General features: G+C 72.7%; 18 protein-coding genes. 6 read left to right on the top strand and 12 right to left on the bottom strand.

Going from position 1 to position 19,309, the window contains the following annotated elements; genetic code table 11:
* Window positions 1-89: 89 nt before the first annotated feature.
* Together IEJ02_RS02125 and IEJ02_RS02130 are read right to left on the bottom strand one after the other, a co-directional pair.
* A complete protein-coding gene (locus IEJ02_RS02125; RefSeq protein ID WP_191063054.1) occupies window positions 90-947 on the bottom strand; it encodes an oxidoreductase in 858 nt (285 codons plus the stop codon).
* Complete coding sequence (locus IEJ02_RS02130) at window positions 944-1,819, bottom strand: helix-turn-helix transcriptional regulator (protein WP_191063055.1); 876 nt, start codon at window positions 1,817-1,819, stop codon at window positions 944-946. The genes IEJ02_RS02125 and IEJ02_RS02130 overlap by 4 nt, the downstream gene beginning before the upstream one ends.
* 109 nt (window positions 1,820-1,928) lie before the next feature.
* On the opposite strand from IEJ02_RS02130, the gene IEJ02_RS02135 reads away from it, so the two are divergent.
* Entirely contained in the window at window positions 1,929-3,131 is a 1,203-nt protein-coding gene (locus IEJ02_RS02135; protein ID WP_191063056.1) for a cytochrome P450, read from the top strand.
* Between the two features lie 21 nt (window positions 3,132-3,152).
* On the opposite strand, the gene menC is transcribed toward IEJ02_RS02135, so the two are convergent.
* Both menC and IEJ02_RS02145 read right to left on the bottom strand, forming a co-directional pair.
* Window positions 3,153-4,262: an o-succinylbenzoate synthase gene (gene menC, locus IEJ02_RS02140; RefSeq protein ID WP_191063057.1), complete on the bottom strand. Its 1,110-nt coding sequence runs from the start codon at window positions 4,260-4,262 to the stop codon at window positions 3,153-3,155.
* Window positions 4,259-5,128 carry a chorismate synthase gene (locus IEJ02_RS02145; RefSeq protein WP_223863202.1) on the bottom strand — a complete coding sequence of 290 codons (870 nt, stop codon included), beginning with the start codon at window positions 5,126-5,128 and terminating at the stop codon, window positions 4,259-4,261. The genes menC and IEJ02_RS02145 overlap by 4 nt, the downstream gene beginning before the upstream one ends.
* A 123-nt stretch (window positions 5,129-5,251) precedes the next feature.
* On the opposite strand from IEJ02_RS02145, the gene IEJ02_RS02150 reads away from it, so the two are divergent.
* Window positions 5,252-6,958, top strand: a complete 1,707-nt coding sequence (locus tag IEJ02_RS02150; RefSeq protein WP_223863203.1) for a PucR family transcriptional regulator — start codon at window positions 5,252-5,254, stop codon at window positions 6,956-6,958.
* A gap of 113 nt (window positions 6,959-7,071) precedes the next feature.
* Here IEJ02_RS02150 and dapE read toward each other — a convergent pair whose 3' ends face one another.
* The 6 genes from dapE to IEJ02_RS02180 all read right to left on the bottom strand — a co-directional run bounded on the left by dapE (window position 7,072) and on the right by IEJ02_RS02180 (window position 13,791).
* The gene (gene dapE / locus IEJ02_RS02155; RefSeq protein WP_191063058.1) at window positions 7,072-8,130 is read right to left on the bottom strand and encodes a succinyl-diaminopimelate desuccinylase; all 1,059 of its coding nucleotides are present in this window, start codon (window positions 8,128-8,130) and stop codon (window positions 7,072-7,074) included.
* Window positions 8,127-9,602, bottom strand: coding sequence for an amino acid permease (locus tag IEJ02_RS02160; protein ID WP_317985699.1), 1,476 nt, complete (start codon window positions 9,600-9,602; stop codon window positions 8,127-8,129). The genes dapE and IEJ02_RS02160 overlap by 4 nt, the downstream gene beginning before the upstream one ends.
* A 140-nt stretch (window positions 9,603-9,742) precedes the next feature.
* Window positions 9,743-11,059: an MFS transporter gene (locus IEJ02_RS02165; protein WP_191063059.1), complete on the bottom strand. Its 1,317-nt coding sequence runs from the start codon at window positions 11,057-11,059 to the stop codon at window positions 9,743-9,745.
* A 2-nt stretch (window positions 11,060-11,061) separates the two neighbouring features.
* Entirely contained in the window at window positions 11,062-12,429 is a 1,368-nt protein-coding gene (locus tag IEJ02_RS02170; RefSeq protein ID WP_275557825.1) for an NAD(P)/FAD-dependent oxidoreductase, read from the bottom strand.
* A gap of 128 nt (window positions 12,430-12,557) precedes the next feature.
* Window positions 12,558-13,148 carry a helix-turn-helix domain-containing protein gene (locus IEJ02_RS02175; protein ID WP_191063060.1) on the bottom strand — a complete coding sequence of 197 codons (591 nt, stop codon included), beginning with the start codon at window positions 13,146-13,148 and terminating at the stop codon, window positions 12,558-12,560.
* Window positions 13,149-13,212: 64 nt separating this feature from the next.
* Window positions 13,213-13,791, bottom strand: coding sequence for a TetR/AcrR family transcriptional regulator (locus tag IEJ02_RS02180; protein ID WP_191063061.1), 579 nt, complete (start codon window positions 13,789-13,791; stop codon window positions 13,213-13,215).
* Between the two features lie 146 nt (window positions 13,792-13,937).
* On the opposite strand from IEJ02_RS02180, the gene IEJ02_RS02185 reads away from it, so the two are divergent.
* Window positions 13,938-14,678: an SDR family oxidoreductase gene (locus IEJ02_RS02185; RefSeq protein ID WP_191063062.1), complete on the top strand. Its 741-nt coding sequence runs from the start codon at window positions 13,938-13,940 to the stop codon at window positions 14,676-14,678.
* Window positions 14,679-14,694: 16 nt separating this feature from the next.
* On the opposite strand, the gene IEJ02_RS02190 is transcribed toward IEJ02_RS02185, so the two are convergent.
* Both IEJ02_RS02190 and IEJ02_RS02195 read right to left on the bottom strand, forming a co-directional pair.
* On the bottom strand, window positions 14,695-15,009 hold the full coding sequence (locus tag IEJ02_RS02190) for a hypothetical protein (RefSeq protein ID WP_191063063.1): 315 nt from the start codon (window positions 15,007-15,009) through the stop codon (window positions 14,695-14,697).
* Complete coding sequence (locus tag IEJ02_RS02195) at window positions 15,006-15,419, bottom strand: helix-hairpin-helix domain-containing protein (RefSeq protein ID WP_191063064.1); 414 nt, start codon at window positions 15,417-15,419, stop codon at window positions 15,006-15,008. Before IEJ02_RS02195 ends, IEJ02_RS02190 begins: the two co-directional genes overlap by 4 nt.
* A 315-nt stretch (window positions 15,420-15,734) precedes the next feature.
* Between IEJ02_RS02195 and IEJ02_RS02200 the strand changes: the two genes are divergently transcribed.
* From IEJ02_RS02200 to IEJ02_RS02210, 3 genes are all read left to right on the top strand, one after another.
* A complete protein-coding gene (locus IEJ02_RS02200; protein ID WP_191063065.1) occupies window positions 15,735-16,547 on the top strand; it encodes a hypothetical protein in 813 nt (270 codons plus the stop codon).
* 107 nt (window positions 16,548-16,654) lie between these two features.
* Window positions 16,655-17,827 (top strand): copper amine oxidase, encoded by a 1,173-nt coding sequence (locus IEJ02_RS02205; protein WP_317985696.1) that lies wholly within the window; start codon window positions 16,655-16,657, stop codon window positions 17,825-17,827.
* A gap of 44 nt (window positions 17,828-17,871) precedes the next feature.
* The gene (locus tag IEJ02_RS02210; RefSeq protein WP_191063067.1) at window positions 17,872-19,233 is read left to right on the top strand and encodes a serine hydrolase domain-containing protein; all 1,362 of its coding nucleotides are present in this window, start codon (window positions 17,872-17,874) and stop codon (window positions 19,231-19,233) included.
* The last annotated feature ends 76 nt before the right edge of the window (window positions 19,234-19,309 follow it).

Consider the following 19,309-nt stretch of genomic DNA (forward strand, 5'->3'; position numbering starts at 1 on the left):
CCGGGCGGGGGCTGGGGCGGAGCCCCAGTTCCGGGAAGGGGCGGGGAGGGGAGGAGCCCGCCGCAGGCGGCACGTTGCGTCGGGCGCCCCTAGGACGTCGCGGCCACCGGGTAGTCGGCTCCGAGGGTCACCTCGCGCCAGGTGTCGAAGGTGGCCCTGAGGGAGTCCAGCCGGGCCTGGGCGATGTCGTAGGCGGCCTTGCCCAGCAGCAGCCGCAGCGGGGGTTCCGCCGCCTCCACCGCGCCGATGATGGCCTCGCTCGCGCGGACCGGGTCGCCGGGCTGGTGGCCGTACGTGGCGAGGGTGCCGGCGCGCCGTGCGCCCGCGGTTCCGGCGTAGTCGTCGATGGTGCGGGCGGACTGGCGCATGGAGGGGCCGGACCAGTTGGTGCGGAAGGCGGCCGGTTCGACGATCGTCACCTTGATGCCCAGCGGGGCCACCTCGGCGGCGAGCGATTCGGACAGGCCCTCCACGGCGAACTTGGTGGCGTGGTAGTAGCCGGTGGCGCCGAAGGCGGCCAGGCCGCCGAGGGAGGAGATGTTCACGATGTGGCCGGCGCGGCGGGCGCGCATACCCGGCAGCACCGCGCGGGTGACGTCCACCAGGCCGAAGACGTTGGTGTCGAACAGGGCCCGGACCTCCTCGTCCTCGCCCTCCTCGATTGCGGCGAGATAGCCGTAACCGGCGTTGTTGACGAGTACGTCGATGCGGCCGAAGGCGGTTTCCGCCTCCCGCACCGCCTCCGCCACCCGGTCCTTGTCGGTGACGTCGAGCGCCAGGGCCAGCGCGCGGTCCCCGTGCCCGGCGACGATGTCGGCCACCTGCCGGGGGTCGCGGGCGGTGACCACCGCGCGGTGGCCGTGGCCGAGGACGGCGGTGGCCAGGGCCCGGCCCAGACCGGTGGAGCAGCCGGTGATGAACCAGACGGGCGAGTCATTGACGGTCATGCGGAAGTGTCCTTCTTCGTGGTGCTCATGGGGTCGTGGGGCGCCTCCACCACGTCGGCGGTGAGGCTGCCCAGCAGGGCCAGCGCCTGCTCGGACGGGCTGCCCGGCTCGGCCTGGTAGACGACGAGCTGCTGGCCGGGGGCGCTGTTCACGGTCAGTGCCTCGTACTCCAGCGTCAGCTCACCGACCAGGCGGTGCCGGAAGCGCTTGGTCTCATGGGTCTTCTGGCGGATGTCATGGCGGGCCCACAGCCGCCGGAAGGTCTCGCTCTTCAGCGACAACTCCCCGACGACGGCGATCAGTTCGGGGTCATCGATGTCGACTCCGGCCGCCGTGCGGAGCCCGGCGACGGTGTTGACCGCCACCCGGTCCCAGTCGGGGTAGAACTCCCGCGCGTCCGGGTCGAGGAAGACCAGCCGCACCAGGTCCCGGCTGTGGGTGTGCCCGTCGAAGAGGGCCCCGCCCAGGGTGTTGTGGGCCAGTACGGTCAGACAGCGCCCCAGGACCACGGCCGGGGTGCGCGGCCAGCCCTCCATCATCCGCAGCAGGGTCGGGCTCACCCGCTCCCGCCGCGCGGCCGGGCGCCGCCGGCCGGGGGCCGGACGGGCCAGCCGGTGCAGATGGGCGGCCGCGTCCTCCTCCAGCACCAGCGCCCGGGCCAGCGCCTCGACCACCTGCGCCGAGGGATGCCGCTCCCGGCCCTGCTCCAGCCGTACGTAGTAGTCGGTGCTGACCCCGGCCAGCAGGGCGACCTCCTCCCGGCGCAGCCCCGCCACCCGGCGCCGGCCGACGGGCGGGATGTCCACGTCCTCGGGCCGCACCCGTTCACGGCGGGCGCGCAGAAAGTGCCCCAGAGGGTTCTCGCTGTCCATGAAAGGGAGCGTAGACCGGGGAAAGCACGGTCAGGGCCTCGTAAGGTGGCCGCGTTACTCCTAGTCTGGGCGTCGCGCTACTCCTAGTCTGGGCCGGGAGGTGCCGCCCATGGACCACTACGGGGAGCGCAGGGTCGACCGGGGGCCGGACGGAGACGGCTGTCCGGTGCGGCGGGGGCCCGACGGGATCTGGCAGGTGTCCGGCTACGAGGAGGCCCGCGCCGTGCTGCGCGCCACCGCCACCGTGCAGGCCGGGCTCGGCGTCGAGACGGTGGAGAAGCTGCCGTCCCGGTTCCGGCGCCCGGTGCTCTACCGGGACGGTCCGGAACACCGCGAGGACCGGCGGCAGACCGCCCGTTTCTTCACCCCGCGCCGGGTCGACGAGCACTATCGCGAGGTCATGGTCGAGGTGGCGGAGACACAGCTCGACACCGTCCGGGAGACCGGGCGGGGCCATCTCGCCGAGCTGACTTTCCCGCTGGCCATCGAGGTGGCCTGTGCCGTGATCGGCCTGACGGAGAGCCGGACCGGGATCCGGGGGCGGCTGGAGCGCTTCTTCCCCGAGAAGTTCGGCACCCCGGGGCTGACCAGCCTCCACGGGATCCGCTGGCTGGTGCGGCAGAACGCCAACTGGCTGCGGGTCTACTGGGGCGATGTCCGCCCGGCCGTACGGGCCCGGCGGCGACGGCGGCGCGACGACCTGATCTCCCATCTGCTGGACGAGGGGTGTTCGTCCGGCGAGATCCTGGGGGAATGCCTCACCTTCGCCGCCGCGGGCATGGTCACCACGCGGGAGTTCGTCAATGTGGCCGCGTGGCACCTGTTCGGCGACGCCGCCCTGCTGGCGCGGTACCGGGCCGCCGATGAGCCCGGCCGGATCGCGGTCCTCCAGGAGATCCTCCGGCTCGAACCGGTCATCGGCCGGCTCCGCCGCCGTACCACCGCACCGCTCCGGCTGCCCGGCGGCGGACAGGCCCCGGACGCGGAGGTGACGGTCCCGGCCGGGGAGCTGGTCGATGTCCTGCTCCACCGCGCCAATCTCGACGCACGTACGGTGGGCGAGCGGCCGGAGCGGCTGTGTCCGGGCCGCCCGATGGCCGCGGGCGCGGGGGCGCCGGGGCTGTCCTTCGGGGACGGTGCGCACAAATGCCCCGGGGCCACCATCGCGCTCCTGGAGACGGATGTCTTCCTCAGCCGTCTGTTCGCCCTGCCCGGCATCCGTATGGCGGCCCCGCCCAGGGTCGGCTTCAAGGACGGGATCGACAGCTATGAGCTGCGCGGCTGCACGGTCGAGCTCACCGGCCGGACCTGACCGGCCCGCGGCGGGCGCGGGTCAGCGCGGGTACAGCTGCCGCCGGGCCGTGGTGAAGCGGGCGAGCGCGTCCGGGAGCGGGTCGATGCCGATGCCGGGCGCGGTGGGCACCGGGAGGTGGCCGTCCTGGAGGACGAACGGCTCGGTGACGTCCTCGGCGAAGTACCGGCTTGAGGCCGAGGTGTCACCGGGCAGGGTGCAGCCGGGCAGGGCGGCGAGGGCCAGGTTGGGGGCGCGGCCGATACCGGTCTCCAGCATGCCCCCGCACCACACCGGGACGCCGTGGGCGGCGGCGAGGTCGTGGATGCGGCGGGCCTCCGGATAGCCGCCGACCCGGGCCGGTTTGATGTTGATGACCCGGCAGGCGTCCATCGCGATCGCGGACGCGGCGTCGCGCGCGTTGTGGATGGACTCGTCCAGGCAGACCGGGGTGGTCAGCCGCCGCTGCAGCCGGGCGTGGGCGTGGAGGTTGTTCTCCTCCAGCGGCTCCTCGATGAGCAGCAGTCCGAACTCGTCGAGTTTCCTGAGGTGTTCGGCGTCGGCGAGGGTGTACGCGGTGTTGGCGTCGACCTGCAGCGGCAGCGCCTCGCCGAACCGCCTCCGTACCGCGCGCACCGGCTCCACGTCCCAGCCCGGCTCGATCTTCAGCTTGATGCGCACATAGCCCTCGGCGAGATACCGCTCGACGTCGTCGATCAGCTCGGGGAGGGAGTCCTTGATGCCCACGGACACCCCGGCGGGCACCCGCTCGCGCACCGAGCCGAGGAAGGTGGCGAGCGGCATGCCGTGGGCGCGCAGTTCCGCGTCGAGCAGCGCGGTCTCCAGGGCCGCCTTGGCCAGCTCATGGCCCTTGACGGCGGCCATGGCGGGGGCGAGGGCCGCCGTCGTGAGGGTGGGGAGGGCGGCCACCCGGGGCAGCAGGAAGTCCCGGATCACGATCTCGGCGCCGGCGATGAACTCCGCGCAGTACAGCGGCTCCGGGTCGGCGGCGAACTCCGACCAGCCCTCGGCCCGGTCGGTGACGATACGCAGCAGAAAGGTGTCCTTGCTGGTCATCGTCCCGAAGGAGGTGCGGAAGGGGGTGATCAGCGGAAGGGAGACATGGAGCAGTTCGGCGCGTTCGAGCCTCATGGCCGCGGGTCCTCTCCGGGGGTGGTCGGGGCGGGGCTCCGGGTGAGCCGGTACCAGCCGTCGCGGGACATCGCGGTCGCCCGGAAGCCCTCGGCGTACGCCTCGGTGAAGACCTCGCGCACGGCGTGCCGCCAGCGCAGCGCCAGGGCAGGGTCGGCGGTGCGCAGCGCGACGACGTCCCCGGGCACCCTGCACCACAGCCGGTCCGCGTGGCGGGCGGCGAGCGGGCCGCCGTCGGGGGCGTGGCGGACGACCGGGGCGGCTGACCGGTCGTCGGTGTCGTCGGCGGGGTCGGGCGCGGGTGCGGGTCGGGCGAGGAGGTCCCAGCGGGCGGTGAGCCGGTCGCTCTCGTCGCCGTCGTTCACCCCGTCGTTCATGGGGCCGTAGAGGTCGACCAGGTACTCGGCGCCGACGGCGCCCAGCTTGACCAGGTTGAAGCGGGCGTTGCGGGCGACCAGCGGGTCGAAGGTCCAGCGCATGGTGTGGGCCCCGCGCTCCAGGGCCCAGCCGCGCTGGGCCTGTTTGACGGCGTGGCCGACGCCCCGGTCGGAGGCGGTGGCGGCGGCCACGAGCGAGTACGCCTCCCGGCCGGCCGGCGGGCCGAAGACCGCGACCGCGGCACCAGACAGCCGCTCGCCGCCCGGCCCAGTCGTATACGCGGCGTGCACCGCGCCGCCCGCGTGGACGATGCTGTGCAGCACCTCGGCCGGGTAGGGCGGGTTGGTGCGCGGCAGCCGCCACACCTCGGCGAAGAAGTCGGCCACCGCCTGGACACCGGCCACGTCGTGGACGGTGCGGACGGCGACCCCGGCGGCGCGGGCGGCGGCGGTGGCCAGCGCCTCGGCGTCCATCATCACTGATGTCATGGGCCCGAGTCTCCCGGGGCGCACCCGCGCCCGGCTTGTCCGGACGCACAAGCGCCGCCTAGGGTCCTGTTGCGATCAGCCAATCGCCTCGCGCGTCAGCCCCCTGGAAGGCCCGGTACCCCCATGGACACCCGCACCCTCGGGGAGCTTCTGGACACGCTGGGCGAGCCCGCGCTGCGACTGCTCACCGCCCCGGCCGGGCTCACCACACCCGTCACCGAGGTGCTGCTGTACGACGCCCACGCCCCGTTCCCGGACCGGGCGCCCGGCGCCCTGCTGCTGGCGGTCGGGGTGCGGGCGGACGCGGCCGCGGCGCTGGTGGACGAGGCGGCGGCCGCGCGGATGGCGGGTCTCGTCGTACGCGGCGGGGACGGGCCCTCATCCGGGCAGGGCCCCCCATCCGGGCAGGGCCCCTCGTCCGGGCAAGGCCCCTCATCCGGGCAAGGCCCCTCATCCGGGCACGTGCTCGCGTCCGAGCAGGGGCCCCCGTCCCCGCAGGGGCTCGCGGACGCCGCCGACCGGGCGCGGGAGCGGGGGCTGGCCCTGCTCACCGTGGACGAGGACGCCGCCTGGCACCATGTCCATCTGCTGCTGGCCGGGGCGGTCGGGGCCCGGCCCTCCCCCGCGGGCGGCGCCGCGCTCGGCGATCTGTTCTCGCTCGCGGGCGCCGTGGCCACGGCCGTAGGCGGCGCCACCGTGATCGAGGATCCGCGCCAGCGCATCCTCGCCCACTCCACCATCCCCGGGCAGCCCGTGGACGAGCCCCGGCGCCAGGGCATCCTGGGCCGTCAGGTGCCGGGCAGCCCGGAGAACACCGAGCAGTACCGGGTGCTGTTCGCCTCCCAGGGGCCGGTGCGCCTGCCCGCCCTCAGCGCCGAGGAACTGCCGCGGCTGGCCGTGGCCGTACGGGCGGGCGGTGAGACCCTCGGCTCGCTGTGGGTCGTCGACGACGGGACCCTCGCGCCGGACGCCGAGGAGGCGCTGGCCCAGGGCGCCTCCACGGCCGCCCTGCTCCTGCTGCGGGCACGGGCGGCGCAGGAGCTGTCCCGCCATATGACCGGCGATCTGCTGCGCCGTCTCCTGGACGGCACCGCCGAGCCCGCCACCGCCGCCGAGCGCCTGGGGCTCGCCCCCGGCACACCGGTGCGGGTGGCCGCCTTCGCGCTGAAGGGGGCGGCGGCGGGCGCGCCGGACGGGGAGCAGGCCGCGCTGCGGCTGCTGGACCTCGTACGGCTCCAGTGCGAGGCGCGGTACGGGCGGCATGCCTGTGTGCTGGTCGACGGGGTGGTGTACGCGCTGCTGCCGGGGGCGTACGGGCGGGCCGGGGAGCGGCAGCGGCGGCTGGCCGAGGACATCGTGCGCCGCGCGGGTCAGGCGCTGAGGGTGCCGGTGCGGGCCGGTCTGGGCGATGTGGTGCCCGAGGTGGCGGAGGTCCGCGGCTCACGGGAGGACGCCGATCTGGTGCTGCGGGTGCTCGGCCCGGAGGAGACGGTGGCCGCCATGGAGGAGGTCCGGGCCCGCGCCGTACTGCTCCGGCTCAGCGAACTCCTCGGCGAGCGGCGGGAGTTGGCGGCCGGGGCATGGCGCGACATCATGGCGTACGACGCCGGGCACGGCACGGACTACGCCCGGACGCTGGTGTGCTGGCTGGACGCCGGATGCGATATGGCGCGGGCGGCGCGGCTGCTGGCCGTCCACCCCAACACCTGCCGCTACCGGCTGCGGCAGGCGCGGGCACAGCTGGGCATCGACCTGGACGACCCGGACGAGCGGCTGGTGCTCTGGCTCCAGCTGCGCACGCTCGCCGGGCTGCGGAGCGCGAACGCCTGAGCGCTCCGCTGGAAGTGCCCCGACCTGCCGTCGATCGTCCGCGGCGGCGTCGTGGCTGGTCGCGCCCGCGCGGCGGAGCCGCACATCGACACAGCCCGCGCCCCTGCGGGGCTTCAGCCGAGCCAGCCCATGAGCCGCGCCTCGCACTCCCGCAGCTGCTCCACCGGCACGTACTCGCCCGCGGTGTGGGCCAGGGACGGGTCGCCGGGGCCGTAGTTGAGCGCCGGTGTGCCGAGCGCGGCGAAGCGGGCGACATCGGTCCAGCCCAGTTTGGGGCGGGGCGCCGCGCCGAGGTACGCCACGAGCGAGGCGGCCGCCTCCCGGTCCAGGCCGGGGAGGGCGCCCGGGGTGTTCTCGGTGATCTCGACCTCGTACTCGGGGAAGAGGTCGCGTACGTATGCCTCGGCCTCCCGCGGTGAACGGCTGGGCGCGAACCGCAGGTTGACCGTGATGACGCACAGGTCGGGCACCACGTTCCCGGCCACGCCCGCGCGCACGGCCACGGCGCTCAGCCCCTCGCGGTACTCCAGCCCGTCGATGGTGATCCGCTCGGCGGTGTGGTCGTCCAGGCGCCGCAGGACGGCGGCGGCGCGGTGGGCGGCGTTGACCCCCTTCCAGGCGCGGGCGGTGTGCGCCCGCTCACCGCGTACGGCGATGTCCGCCATCAGCACGCCCTGGCAGCCCGCCTCGACACCGGCGTCCGAGGGCTCCATGAGGATCGCCAGATCGGCCCCGATCAGCTCCGGGCGTTCCGCGGCGATCCTGGCCAGGCCATTGCGGTCGCCGGCCACTTCCTCGCATTCGTAGAACACGTAGGTGATGTCGTGCGTGGGGGCGGGGAGTGCCGCCGCGAGCCGGAGGGCCACCGCGACACCGCCCTTCATGTCGCAGGCCCCGAGGCCGTACAGCAGTCCCCCGTCCAGCCGGGAGGGGAGGTTGTCCGCGGCCGGGACGGTGTCCAGGTGCCCGGCGATGACCACCCTCCGGTCGCGGCCCAGCTGGGTGCGGGCCACGACGGAGTGGCCGATCCGCTCGACGGTCAGCCACGGCAGGGCGCGCAGCGCGCTCTCGACGGCGTCGGCGAGCGGGGCCTCGTGGCCGCTTTCCGAGGGGATGTCGACCAGGGCGCGGGTGAGCGCGAGCACATCGGCGGTGGGATCGAGCGGGGTCATGGGGTGGTCTCCGTGGTCTCCGGTTCGGGGGCGGGGCGGTCGAGGGTGGAGTGCCGGATGCCGTAGAGCCCGTAGACCGCGAGGCCGGCCGCCATCCAGGCGCCGAAGGCGATCCAGGTGTCGGCCCCCAGCCCGTACATCACATACCCGCAGCAGGCCACTCCCAGCAGGGGTGTCACGGGCGCGAACGGCACCCGGAAGCCGCGTGGCGCGTCCGGCGTGCGCCGGCGCAGGATCAGCACGGCCAGGTTGACCAGGGCGAAGGCGAAGAGGGTGCCGATGCTGGTGGCGTCGGCGAGGTCGCCGAGCGGGATGAGCGCCGCGAGGACGGCCACGAAGGCGGAGACGGTGACGGTGCCCGCGCGCGGCACCCCGGTGCGCCGGTGGACCCTGGAGAAGAGGCCGGGGACGAGCCCGTCGCGGGCCATCGAGAACAGGATGCGGATCTGCCCGTACTGCACGGTGAGGACCACGCTGGTGGTGGCGACGACCGCGCCGATGGACAGCAGGATCGGCCACAGCTCGCCACCGCCGACGGAGTGGACGAGGACCTGGCTGAGCGTGGCCTCGGTGCCCGCGAACCGCTGCCAGGGCATCGCGCCGACCGCCGCCAGCGCGACCGCGCAGTACAGGGCGGTGACCAGCCCGAGCGAGAGGACGATGGCGCGCGGCAGATCGCGCTGTGGGTGCTTGGCCTCCTCCCCCGCCGTGGAGGCGGCGTCGAAGCCGATGTAGGAGAAGAAGAGCGAGGAGGCGCCCGCGGTCATCCCGGCCGTGCCGAGGGGGAAGAGCGGCCGGAAGTTCCCGGCGTGGAAGGCGGTGAAGGCCACCGCGCAGAAGATGACGAGCGCGGCCAGCTTCACCGCCACCATCACGGTGTTGACCACCGCGCTCTCCCGGGCGCCGCGCAACAGCACCACCATGGCGAGGACGACGATGGCGGCGGCGGGGACGTTCAGCACCCCGCCGTCGCCGGGCGGGGCGGCGAGCGCGTCGGGCAGGGTCCACCCGATGGTCAGCTGGAGCAGTTCGTTGACGTACTGGCCCCAGCCGACCGCGACCGCGGCCACGGAGACGCCGTACTCGAGGATCAGACACCAGCCGCACACCCAGGCCACCAGCTCGCCCAAGGTGGCGTAGGTGTAGCTGTACGAGGACCCGGCGCCCGGGATCATGCCCGCGAGTTCGGCGTAGGACAGGGCGGAGAACAGCGCGGTGACCCCGGCGAGGACGAAGGAGAGCACCACCGCCGGGCCCGCCTGGGGCACCGCCTCGCCGAGCACCACGAAGATCCCGGTGCCGAGCGTGGCGCCGACGCTGAGCAGGGTGAGCTGGGTCAGGCCCAGGGTGCGGCGGAGCGGACCGCCACCGGCCTCGGCGACCAGCTCCGCCACGTCCCGGCGGCGGGTCAGCCTGCCGACCCGGCCGGTGGCCTGCGCCGGGGCCCGCCGGCCGTGCGGTTGTGTTCGCACACCGTTCACATTGCCTCCCTTGTCCGCGCCGCCGCGCTGTACGGCCCCTGATGATGGGGTAAGCGAGCGGGCGGGGAGGTGCACGCATCGGCCAAAGACCCGGCCGTGGCTTTGACCGTTCGGCCAAGGCCCGGCGGCGGCTATGCCGTCCGCGAGCGGTTCAGCAGCGCCAGGGAGCAGATGAGGGACACGGCCACCAGCACCATCTGGTAGATGACGACCGGCACGATCGATCCGCCGGTCGCGTGCAGCAGCCACTCGCCGACCAGAGGTGCCGTACCGCCGATGAGAGCCGAGCACAGCTGGTAGGAGAGGGAGATACCGGTGTAGCGCACGGAGATCGGGAAGGCGGCGGCGAGCAGTCCGGCCAGGATCGCGTAGTTCATCGCGCCGGTGATGCCCAGCAGACAGATGCCGAGCCCCACGACGACCGGCTGGGTCGTCGAGACACAGGCGTACATCACCGGCACCAAAAGGAAGTTGAGGCTCAGCAGGGCCGCCACGGTGCGGCGCGGGCCGAAGCGGGCGGCCAGCACCACCCCGAAGGGCTGGGTGAAGAACTGCAGGACGCTGTACACGAGCAGCACGTTCAGCATGGTGGAGCGCTCCATGCCGAGGCTGTCGGTGGACCAGGACAGGACGAAGGTGGTGATGAAGTACGTGGCGGCGATGCCGATGGAGCTGGCGAGCACACCGAGCACGAGGGATCCGGGGTGGCCGGTGACCAGCTCCCGCAGGGGCACCTTCGCGACCCGCTTCTCATCGCGCAGCCGGGCGAACTCCGGGGACTCCTCGACCTTGAGCCGCACCACCAGGCCGATGACCACCATCACGGCGGAGAAGAGGAACGGCACGCGCCAGCCCCAGGCGTCGAAGTCGTCGTCCGGCAGCTGGGTGAGCAGCGCGAACATCCCGGTGGCCAGGATCGATCCGGCCGGGGACCCCTGCTGGGCGAAGGCGCCGAAGGACAGCGCCTTCTCCTTGGGCGCGTGTTCACTGGCGATGAGGACGGCGCCACCCCATTCGCCGCCCACCGCGATGCCCTGCACCATGCGCAGCAGCACCAGCGCGATGGGCGCGGCGACGCCCACCTCGTCGTAGCCGGGCAGCAGCCCGATCAGGGTGGTGGCGATGCCCATCATCAGCAACGTGGTGACCAGGGTCTTCTTCCGGCCGATCCGGTCGCCGAGGTGGCCGAAGACGATGCCGCCGATCGGCCGGGCGAGGAAGCCGAGCCACAGGCTGCCGAACGCCTCCAGCGCGCCGGTGGTGTCACCGCCGCCGCCGAAGAAGATCTTGCCGAGGACGAGCGCGGAGGCGGTGGAGTAGATGTAGAAGTCGTACCACTCGACGGTGGTGCCGATGAACGAGGCGAGACCGGCCTTGCGGGCGGTCCGCTCGCGGTCGGTGGCCGGGGCGCGGTCGGTGGCCGCGGCGGTGGCGGTGGGCTTGCTCATGGTCAGCGTCCAGAGATGCGGTCGGCGAAACGGGCGATGGGGGATGTGGTGGTGCGGCCGGAGGACTCCGAGCGGTCGGCGGCGCGGTACGCGGCGTACATGCCGTGCACCCCGATCCACCGGAACGGCTCGGGCTCCCAGCGCCGGGTGCGGTGGCCGACCCAGGGCAGCGCGGTCAGCTCGGTGGAGTGGCCGAGCAGCAGATCGCGCAGGGTCCGCCCGGCGAGGTTGGTGGCGGCCACGCCGTGGCCGACGTATCCACCGGCGAAGCCGACGCCGGTGGCGGGGTCGTAGCCGATCGAGGCGCACCAGTCGCGGGGCACGGCCAGCACCCCCGACCAGGTGTGGTCGATGGTGGCTTCGGCGGTGTCCGGGAAGAGTCCGGTGAGGATCCGCCGCAGGGCGCGCACGGTGTCCGCGCTGGTCTGCCCCGCCCGGTCGGTGCGGGAGCCGAACTTGTAGGGCACTCCGCGGCCGCCGATGGCGATGCGGCCGTCCGCGGTGCGCTGTCCGTAGGTGTACGCGTGGGTGGCGTCGCTGAGGAGTTCCTGTCCCTCCCAGCCGAGCCGCTTCCACAGTTCGTCGGGGAGCGGCTCGGTGACGATCATCGAGGAGTTCATCGGCAGCCAGGTGCGCCGCTCGCCCTCGATGCCGCTGGTGAAGCCCTCGGTGGCGCGGACGATCCGGTCCGCGCGGATGGTGCCGAACGGGGTGCTGACCCGGCCGGGGGCGATGGCGGTGACCGGGGTGGACTCCAGGATCCGTACCCCCCGGGCCTCCACCACGTCGGCCAGGCCGCGCACCAGCTTGGCGGGGTGGACCCGGGCGCAGTGCGGGTTGTGGTAGCCGGCCAGCGCCCCGTCCAGGCGCAGCCGCTCGGCGAGCCGGGGTGCGCTCAGCCACTCCAGGTCCTGCCCGCCCCAGTGGCGCAGCTGGTCGTACGCGGTGCGCAGCCGGGGCAGTTGGGCGGCGCCGTGGGCGACGGTGAGATAGCCGCTCTTGACGATGTCGGCCTCGATGCCCTCGGTACGGGCCACCGAGATCACCTCGTCCACGGTGTGGATCATCTCCCGCTGGAGGGCGAGCACGGCCTCGCGCCCGCGCTTCCTCGCATAGGTCCCGGCCGATCCGGCGATCTTGCAGCTGAGCCAGCCGGCGTTCCGCCCCGAGGCGCCGAATCCGGCGAACTCCCGCTCCACGACGGTGACGTCGAGCTCGGGGGCGGCCTGTTTGAGGTAGTACGCGGTCCACAGCCCGGTGAAGCCCCCGCCCACGACGCACACATCGGTGGCGAGGTCGCCGTCGAGCGGTGGACGCCGTTCGGGGAAGCCGGTCTGGCGGTACCAGAAGGACACATTTCCGTTCAGCACTGCGGCACTCAGCCAATCGTGGTCGAACGGCCGCTGGTCGGGCGGCCTGGGATGGCCCCGGTTTCGTCGCGGATGAGGGGAAGGCGAGTGGTGTGAGGTGGGGGCGTGTGGTGTGAGGAGGGGGCGGGTCAGTAGCTGGGCGGGCTGATCACCCACAGCACCCGGGCAGCCGCCCCGGCCGTCTCCCTCAGCCGGTGGGGTACGGCCGAGGAGTAGCGGATGCTGTCACCGGCCCCGAGGGTGAAGGAGCGGTCGCCGAGCTGGAGTCCGACCGTGCCCTCGAGGACGTACAGGAACTCCTCCGAGTCGCCGTGGCTGTAGAGGGTGTCTCCCGTGGAGCCATGGGCGTCGAACTCCCCCAGGAACGCCTCGAGGTGGTGCTGCGGCCCCGGGGTCAGCCGGAACTTGCGCCCGCCGAGCACCCCGAGGGCGAGCCGGGGCGCCTCCTCGGCGCGCAGCACGCTCGGGCCGCTGGTGAAGTCGTCGCCGAACAGGTCGGCCACCTTCAGGCCGAGCGCGGCGGCGACCTGCTGGAGGGTGGCGATGCTGGGATTGGCCTGCCCGCGCTCTATCTGGCTGAGATAGCCCTCACTGATCCCGGCGGCCTCGGCGACGGTCCGCAGCGTCAGCCGGCGCGCCTTGCGCAGCGCACGCAGCCGGTCGCCCACGGACTCGTCGTCGGTTCCCGCGGCCTGATCCGCGGGGTGTTCGTTCTCCATGGCCGCACACGCTAAGAGCGCTGAGTGGCTGGCACAAGTGTCTGAACTGAAAACTCAGAAATCTTTACTGACCCGATCCGGCGCTCAGCCCGTCCAGGGTGAGGTCGAGAAGGCGGTCCGCCTGCTCCCGCTGTTCGGGCTTCCCCGAGGCGAGGGCGATGCCGGTGAGGGCGGCGAACATGTCGGTGGCGCCGATGTCCGAGCGGATCACACCGGCCGCGACGGCGGCGTCCATCAGCCGCGACAGGGCGTCCTGGATCATCTCGTGGCTCTGGGCGTACGGATTGACGCCCGTCGCGACCACGCCCCGCAGCGCGTCCGCCATGCCCAGCTTGGCGTTGACGTAGTCCATGAAGCGGCCCAGCCACGCCCGCAGGGCCTCGCGCGGGGGCAGGGTCGCCAGCAGCTCGGGGGCGGCGCCGCAGAGCCGGGCCAGCTCATTGCGGTAGGCGGCCTCGATCAGCAGCTCACGGGTCGGGAAGTTCCGGTAGAGAGTGCCGGTGCCCACCCCCGCCTCCTTGGCGATGCGCTCGAGATGGGCGTCCAGCCCTTCCTCGGCGAACACCCGCACCGCTACGGAGAGGATCTTCTCCCGGTTGCGCTGTGCGTCGGCCCGCAGTGGGCGCCCTGGATCCCTGACCATCGGCGGCTCTCCTCGTTCCCGGTTGCTAAGTGGAGGAACGCCCACTTAGTGTGGAGCGAAGTGGCGGCGCCTCCACTTCTCACTGTAGGCCATCCCCGCCCCTCCCTCTCCCCTGCCCTCCCACGGTTTTCTCCGGAAGGAATCTCATGACATCGGGTATCGAAGGCAAGGTCGTCGCCATTACGGGCGCGAGCAGCGGCATCGGCGAGGCGACCGCGCTGCTGCTGGCCGAGCGCGGCGCCAGGGTCGTCCTCGCGGCGCGGCGGTCGGACCGCATCGAGGCACTGGCGGCCCGGATCGCCGGGGCGGGCGGCGAGGCCGTCGCCGTCGTCACGGACGTGAAGCGGCGCGCGGATCTGTCCCGTCTGGTCGCGACGGCACGCGACCGGTACGGAAGGCTGGACGTCCTGGTCAGCAACGCCGGTATCAGCCCGATCTCCGCCCTCGACGATCTGCGCGTCGAGGACTGGGAGGCGATGGTCGACGTCAACGTCAAGGGAGTGCTGTACGGCATCGCCGAGGCCCTGCCCGTCTTCCGGGAGCAGGGCTCCGGGCATTTCGTGCACACCCTCTCCACCGCCGGGCTGAGCATCGTCCCGACGATGTCGGTCTACGCCGGCACCAAGAACGCCGTGCGCGCCATCTCCGAGGGGCTGCGCCAGGAAGCCGGCGAGACCCTGCGGGTGACCACCGTCTCGCCGGGGTTCACCCGGACGGAGCTCGCGGGTTCCATCACCGACCCGGACGCGAGGAGCGCGATCGAGGACGGCATGGACAAGATCGCGATGCCGCCGGAGGCCATCGCCCGCGCGATCGCGTTCGCCATCGAGCAGCCGGCCGGTGTCGACGTCGGCGAGATCGTGGTCCGTCCCACCGCGCAGAGCTGAGCCGCGCGCCCGGGGGTCAACCGGCGGGCGTGCGGCCGGTGTCCAGGAGCGCGGCATGGACGGCGGCGGTGAGCACCACGGCCGCGAGCGTCCATGAGATCCAGTCCCCCGGGTCCGGCAGCCACTGCCGTCCGAGCGCGATCGGATAGATGACCACCGCGTATCCGACGGGTACGGCACGCGGCACGATCCCCTTTCGGGCGGCGCCGAGGAATAACAGCGGGGCCAGCAGCCCGGCCGAAAACACCACGCCCACCACCCACAGCACCCGGTGCCGCCGACTACCGTACAGAGCGGGCCGCGAGAATGTTCCGGTGGAATATTCGTTCACGATCGCCTTTCGTTCGATGCGGAGTGCAGACGATTGAGTGCGTGACGCGCGCTCACGGCGCCGATACCGTCCAGATCGCGAAGCTGGCGCGCGGAGAAACCGGAGAGTAGTTCGAGATTGTCGATACCAGCCCTGAGTAATGCATTGGCCAAACGATGTCCGATTCTGTCGTGGCCCAGGGCATCGAAGAGTTCGCCTCCCTCGCAGGAACCGCAGCGCCGTCCGGGCGCGCTCGGCGTTAATTCCCGGGCGCCGCACCCACCGCACATATCGATCACCCGGCCATCCCATCGCGCCCTCGACCAGCTCATTTGGACGATGACTTCGCGGAGCGCGCCGACGCTGTCGGCCGCTGAAGAGGAATGAGTGGCGCCACAGATGTCACATCGAATGGTGATCGAATGGCTCATGTGAGCATGATGGCAGAGAGCCTTCCCCCGAGCCTTCCCTGTCATCGCTTTGCGGCCGCTAGGCCGCCCATGGGGACATGCGTTTCTCACAGCCGCTTGATGACAAATGCGACTGTTACGCCGCCCGGAGTGGTGAAAGCGTGAGCTAACAGTGGACAGCGAAGAGTCCGGGGGGAGTCCGCGCGAGCCGTTGTCAGCGGCTTGAATCCCGTCTGCGCGACGGGGAACGCACCAGCGACAATCCGGTATCCGGCCGAGTGCTGTCACCGCGGGCCCCACCGGGCTCACTTGACCGACAACGGGAACGGCTGGGTGATGACAGACAACGCGACGGACAAGGGTGCGGCCGATACCAGAGGGCGCCGTCATCGGAGATGGCGCGTATCCGCGGCGCTGGGTCTGACGGCGGTGCTGGCGGGCGGCGGGATCGCCGCCCTCCGGACGACCGGATCGCCCGCGTCCGAGGCCTCGGAGCCCGCGGCCGCCGTCGCCTCACACACCGGCCGGCTGACCCTTGAGGAATCGCGCGAGGCGTCCCGTATCGCCATCGACGCCGCCACCCGGCCAGGGACCGCGAAGGACCGTCAGCGGACGAGGAGAGACACCGGTGGCGGGGAGCGGAACGCCGCGGGCGGCCCTGGTGCCGAGCCGCTGGACACCCGCCGTCCGCCCCGGGCCAAGTCGGCGTCCTCCGCCACCGACAGCCGGGCCGAGGTCCAGCTCTACGACTACGCCTCGGACACCCTCATCACCCGGCTGGTCGATCTGCGCTCCAAGAAGGTCCTCGACTCCAGCCGCCGGCACGGCGTCCAGCCGCCTCCCACCCTGGCCGAGGCCCGCGAGGCGGTGAAGGTCATCCTCGCCGACCGCCGGCTCGGTCCGGGGATGCGCGAGTCCTACGCCTCGCAGACCGGTAAGCGGCTGACCTCCCCCACCCAACTGCGCCTCCAGAGCATGTCGTTCCTCGGCTCCCGTGCCAAGGGGGTGGACGGCGCCCGGAAGGTGTCCCGGTGCGGTGAGCACCGGTGTGTGCAGCTGTTCGTGCGCATTCCGGGTGGCAAGTGGATCGACACCAGCCGGATCGTCATCGATCTGTCGGCCAGGCGCGCCGCCGTCATCGGCCTGTGAGGGGAGCCCTGTCCGTGTCCAGTCTGTTTCGGCGTGCCCATGTGTCTCGGCGTGCCCATGTGTTGCGACGTGCCCATGTGTCTCGGCGTGCGCTTCGGCATGGCCGTGTGCTGATCGCCGTGGTGGGATTGCTGGCCCTGTGGGTGCCGGGCCCGGCGTCCGCCGCGCCCGCGAAGGCCGCGGCGGCCCCGTCCTGCCCCGCCGCGGATCGCATCGACACGACCCTCAAGAACGGTGCCCGGTGGCAGATGTGCTGGGACATCGACCGCAACACCGGTGCGGTCCTGAGCGATGTGACCTACACCCCGAACCGCGGCGCCCCCACCCGGGTCCTCGAAAGCGCCTCGCTGGCCGAGGTGCATGTGCCCTACGACAGCGGTCAGCCGCGCTTCTACGACGTCTCGTCGATCGGCTTCGGCGATCTGGAGCAGGGCACGCTCACCCGGCTCAGCGCCAAGGACTGTCCCGACGGGCGGCTGCGCGACTTCCGTGCCACCCCGGTGCTGTGCGTCGAGGAGCAGCCCCGGCCGTTCGCCTACAAGAGCGCCGTGGAGAAGGGCGTTCTGCACGGCACCGACCTGGTCGTCTTCTCGGTCTCCGAGATCGGCTGGTACGACTACATCACCGAGTGGCGCTTCTCGGACGACGGCTCCATCACCCCCCGGTCGGGCGCCACCGGAAGCCTCTCGCCGTTCCAGTTCTCCGACGCGGGCAGCGGCTGGCCGACCGGGGTGGGCGCCACCCGGTTCAGCGAGAACCACTCCCACAACATCTTCTGGCGGCTGGACTTCGACGTCGACGGACAGTCGAAGAACACCGTGGAGCAGTACGACTTCCTGGGCAGCGGTACGGCCACGCGCACCACCAAGCGCACGGTGCTCTCCCGTGAGACCGCGGCGGACCTCGCGCCCACCCGCTTCTGGCGGGTGGTGAACCCCACCGCCGAGAACTCCGACGGCCACGCCAAGTCCTGGGAGATCGACAACCACCACAGCGATCAGTACCGGGGGCCGCGCGAGACCGAGGAGTTCACCCACCACGACATGTACTTCACGCAGTACCGGGAGTGCGAGCGGCTGGCCTACGGCAACACCGCACCGGACTGCGCCACCTCGGTCGACAAGTACACCGGCGGCGAGAAGCTCACCGACCCGGTCGCCTGGGTCAGTGTCGACTTCCACCATGTGCCCAGGGACGAGGACCAGGACCCCATGCCCACCCACTGGCAGGGCTTCACCATCGTGCCCCGGGACGTCACGGCCACGAGCCAGCTGCCATGACCCGGCCCCCGTCGCCCGCCCCGTCCCCCGGCAAGGAGTGCACCGTGTTACGTCCGACCCCGAGCCCGTCCGTCGAGGAGCGGTCGAAGATACGCCGCGTCCTCGAGGACCGACTGACCGCCCTGGCCCGCGCCCATCAGGTGCCCGGGGCCCAACTCGCCGTGCACAGCGGCGGAATGACCCTCGCCGTGGAGACCGGCGTCCTGGACGCGGACACCGGCGAGCCGTGCACCGCCGACGCGGCCGTGCCCATCGGCTCCATCACCAAGGCGTACACCGCGACCGTGGTGATGCTCCTGGTGGCGGACGGCGATGTGGAGCTGGACGACCGGCTCGGCGACCATGTGCCGGAGCTGCGCCGGGCCGGTCCGCCGTGCACGGTCCGCCAGGTGCTCAGCCACACCGCGGGGCTTCCGTCCGGGCCCGACTCCGACCAGGTGGCCTCGGTGACCGCCGCCCGCTATCTGCTGGACCACTGCACCGACCGCGGCCTGGTGATGCCCCCGGGGACGGACTTCTCCTACTCCAACGCGGGCTATGTGGCCGCGGGCCGGCTGATCGAGACGGTCACCGGGATGAGCTGGCAGGAGGCCATGCGGTCCGTTCTGCTCGATCCGCTGGGCACCGTGCCGTCCTTCATCGGCACGGCCGGCGCCCCGCACCGCCCCACGGCGCGCGGCCACTCGGCCAACAAGGCCACAGGCCGGACGCGGCCGGTGCGGCAGAACCTCGCCCCCGCCGAGGCCGCGGCCGGCGCTCTGAGGGCCAGTGCCCTCGATCTGGTGGCGCTGGGCCGGGCCCATCTCGGCGACGGCGCCGCTGCGTTGCTGCCCCGCGAGCTCGCGGAGGAGATGCGCCGCCCGGTGCCCGGCGCCGACCCCGGTGTGCTGGCCGACGGCTGGGGCCTGGGCTGGGGGCTCTTCGGGCACGGCGAGACCCTGTGGTTCGGGCACGACGGCAACGCCCAGGGCACCTCCTGCTTCCTGCGGGCCGACCCCGCCACCGGGGCGGTGGTCGGCTTCACCGCCAACGCGGGCACCGGCACCGAGCTGTGGAACGAACTGACCGATGTCCTCGGCGAGATCACCGGCGTCCGGGTGCCCGCCGCCCCCGCCCCACGGCGCCGGGCCATCCCCATGGCCGCGACCTCGCAGTGCACCGGGATCTATCTCAACGGCGACATCGAGTACCAGGTGACCATCGGCGACGGCGGCGGCCTCGCCCTGTCCGTGGACGGCGACCTCCCCGCGCCGCTGGTCTGCCACGAGGACCTCACCTGCGATCTGGTGGACCCCTCCTCCGGACGCCGGCTCCCCGGCGGACGCTTCGTCCGCGATCCGCGGACCGGCGCCGTGGACCGGATCCAGCTCTCGGGCCGGATGGCCCGTAAGAGCGCCCTGGTCTGAGGTCCCCACCGCCCGCACACGGCCGTTCTCCCCACATCTCCCCCGGCCGGGCGCGGGCGCCACGGCTCGGCGCCGG

Source organism: Streptomyces sp. 5-10, from assembly GCF_014712245.1.
Lineage (GTDB): Bacteria > Actinomycetota > Actinomycetes > Streptomycetales > Streptomycetaceae > Streptomyces > Streptomyces violaceusniger.

Excerpts from the sequence above, each read along its gene's own strand:
- IEJ02_RS02175 (WP_191063060.1), bottom strand. The coding sequence starts at position 13,148 with ATGGAGAACGAACACCCCGCGGATCAGGCCGCGGGAACCGACGACGAG.
- IEJ02_RS02130 (WP_191063055.1), bottom strand. The coding sequence starts at position 1,819 with ATGGACAGCGAGAACCCTCTGGGGCACTTTCTGCGCGCCCGCCGTGAA.
- IEJ02_RS02195 (WP_191063064.1), bottom strand. The coding sequence starts at position 15,419 with ATGAGCCATTCGATCACCATTCGATGTGACATCTGTGGCGCCACTCAT.
- IEJ02_RS02150 (WP_223863203.1), top strand. The coding sequence starts at position 5,252 with ATGGACACCCGCACCCTCGGGGAGCTTCTGGACACGCTGGGCGAGCCC.
- IEJ02_RS02200 (WP_191063065.1), top strand. The coding sequence starts at position 15,735 with ATGACAGACAACGCGACGGACAAGGGTGCGGCCGATACCAGAGGGCGC.
- dapE (WP_191063058.1), bottom strand. The coding sequence starts at position 8,130 with ATGACCCCGCTCGATCCCACCGCCGATGTGCTCGCGCTCACCCGCGCC.
- IEJ02_RS02145 (WP_223863202.1), bottom strand. The coding sequence starts at position 5,128 with ATGACATCAGTGATGATGGACGCCGAGGCGCTGGCCACCGCCGCCGCC.
- IEJ02_RS02185 (WP_191063062.1), top strand. The coding sequence starts at position 13,938 with ATGACATCGGGTATCGAAGGCAAGGTCGTCGCCATTACGGGCGCGAGC.
- IEJ02_RS02180 (WP_191063061.1), bottom strand. The coding sequence starts at position 13,791 with ATGGTCAGGGATCCAGGGCGCCCACTGCGGGCCGACGCACAGCGCAAC.
- menC (WP_191063057.1), bottom strand. The coding sequence starts at position 4,262 with ATGAGGCTCGAACGCGCCGAACTGCTCCATGTCTCCCTTCCGCTGATC.
- IEJ02_RS02135 (WP_191063056.1), top strand. The coding sequence starts at position 1,929 with ATGGACCACTACGGGGAGCGCAGGGTCGACCGGGGGCCGGACGGAGAC.
- IEJ02_RS02165 (WP_191063059.1), bottom strand. The coding sequence starts at position 11,059 with ATGAGCAAGCCCACCGCCACCGCCGCGGCCACCGACCGCGCCCCGGCC.
- IEJ02_RS02125 (WP_191063054.1), bottom strand. The coding sequence starts at position 947 with ATGACCGTCAATGACTCGCCCGTCTGGTTCATCACCGGCTGCTCCACC.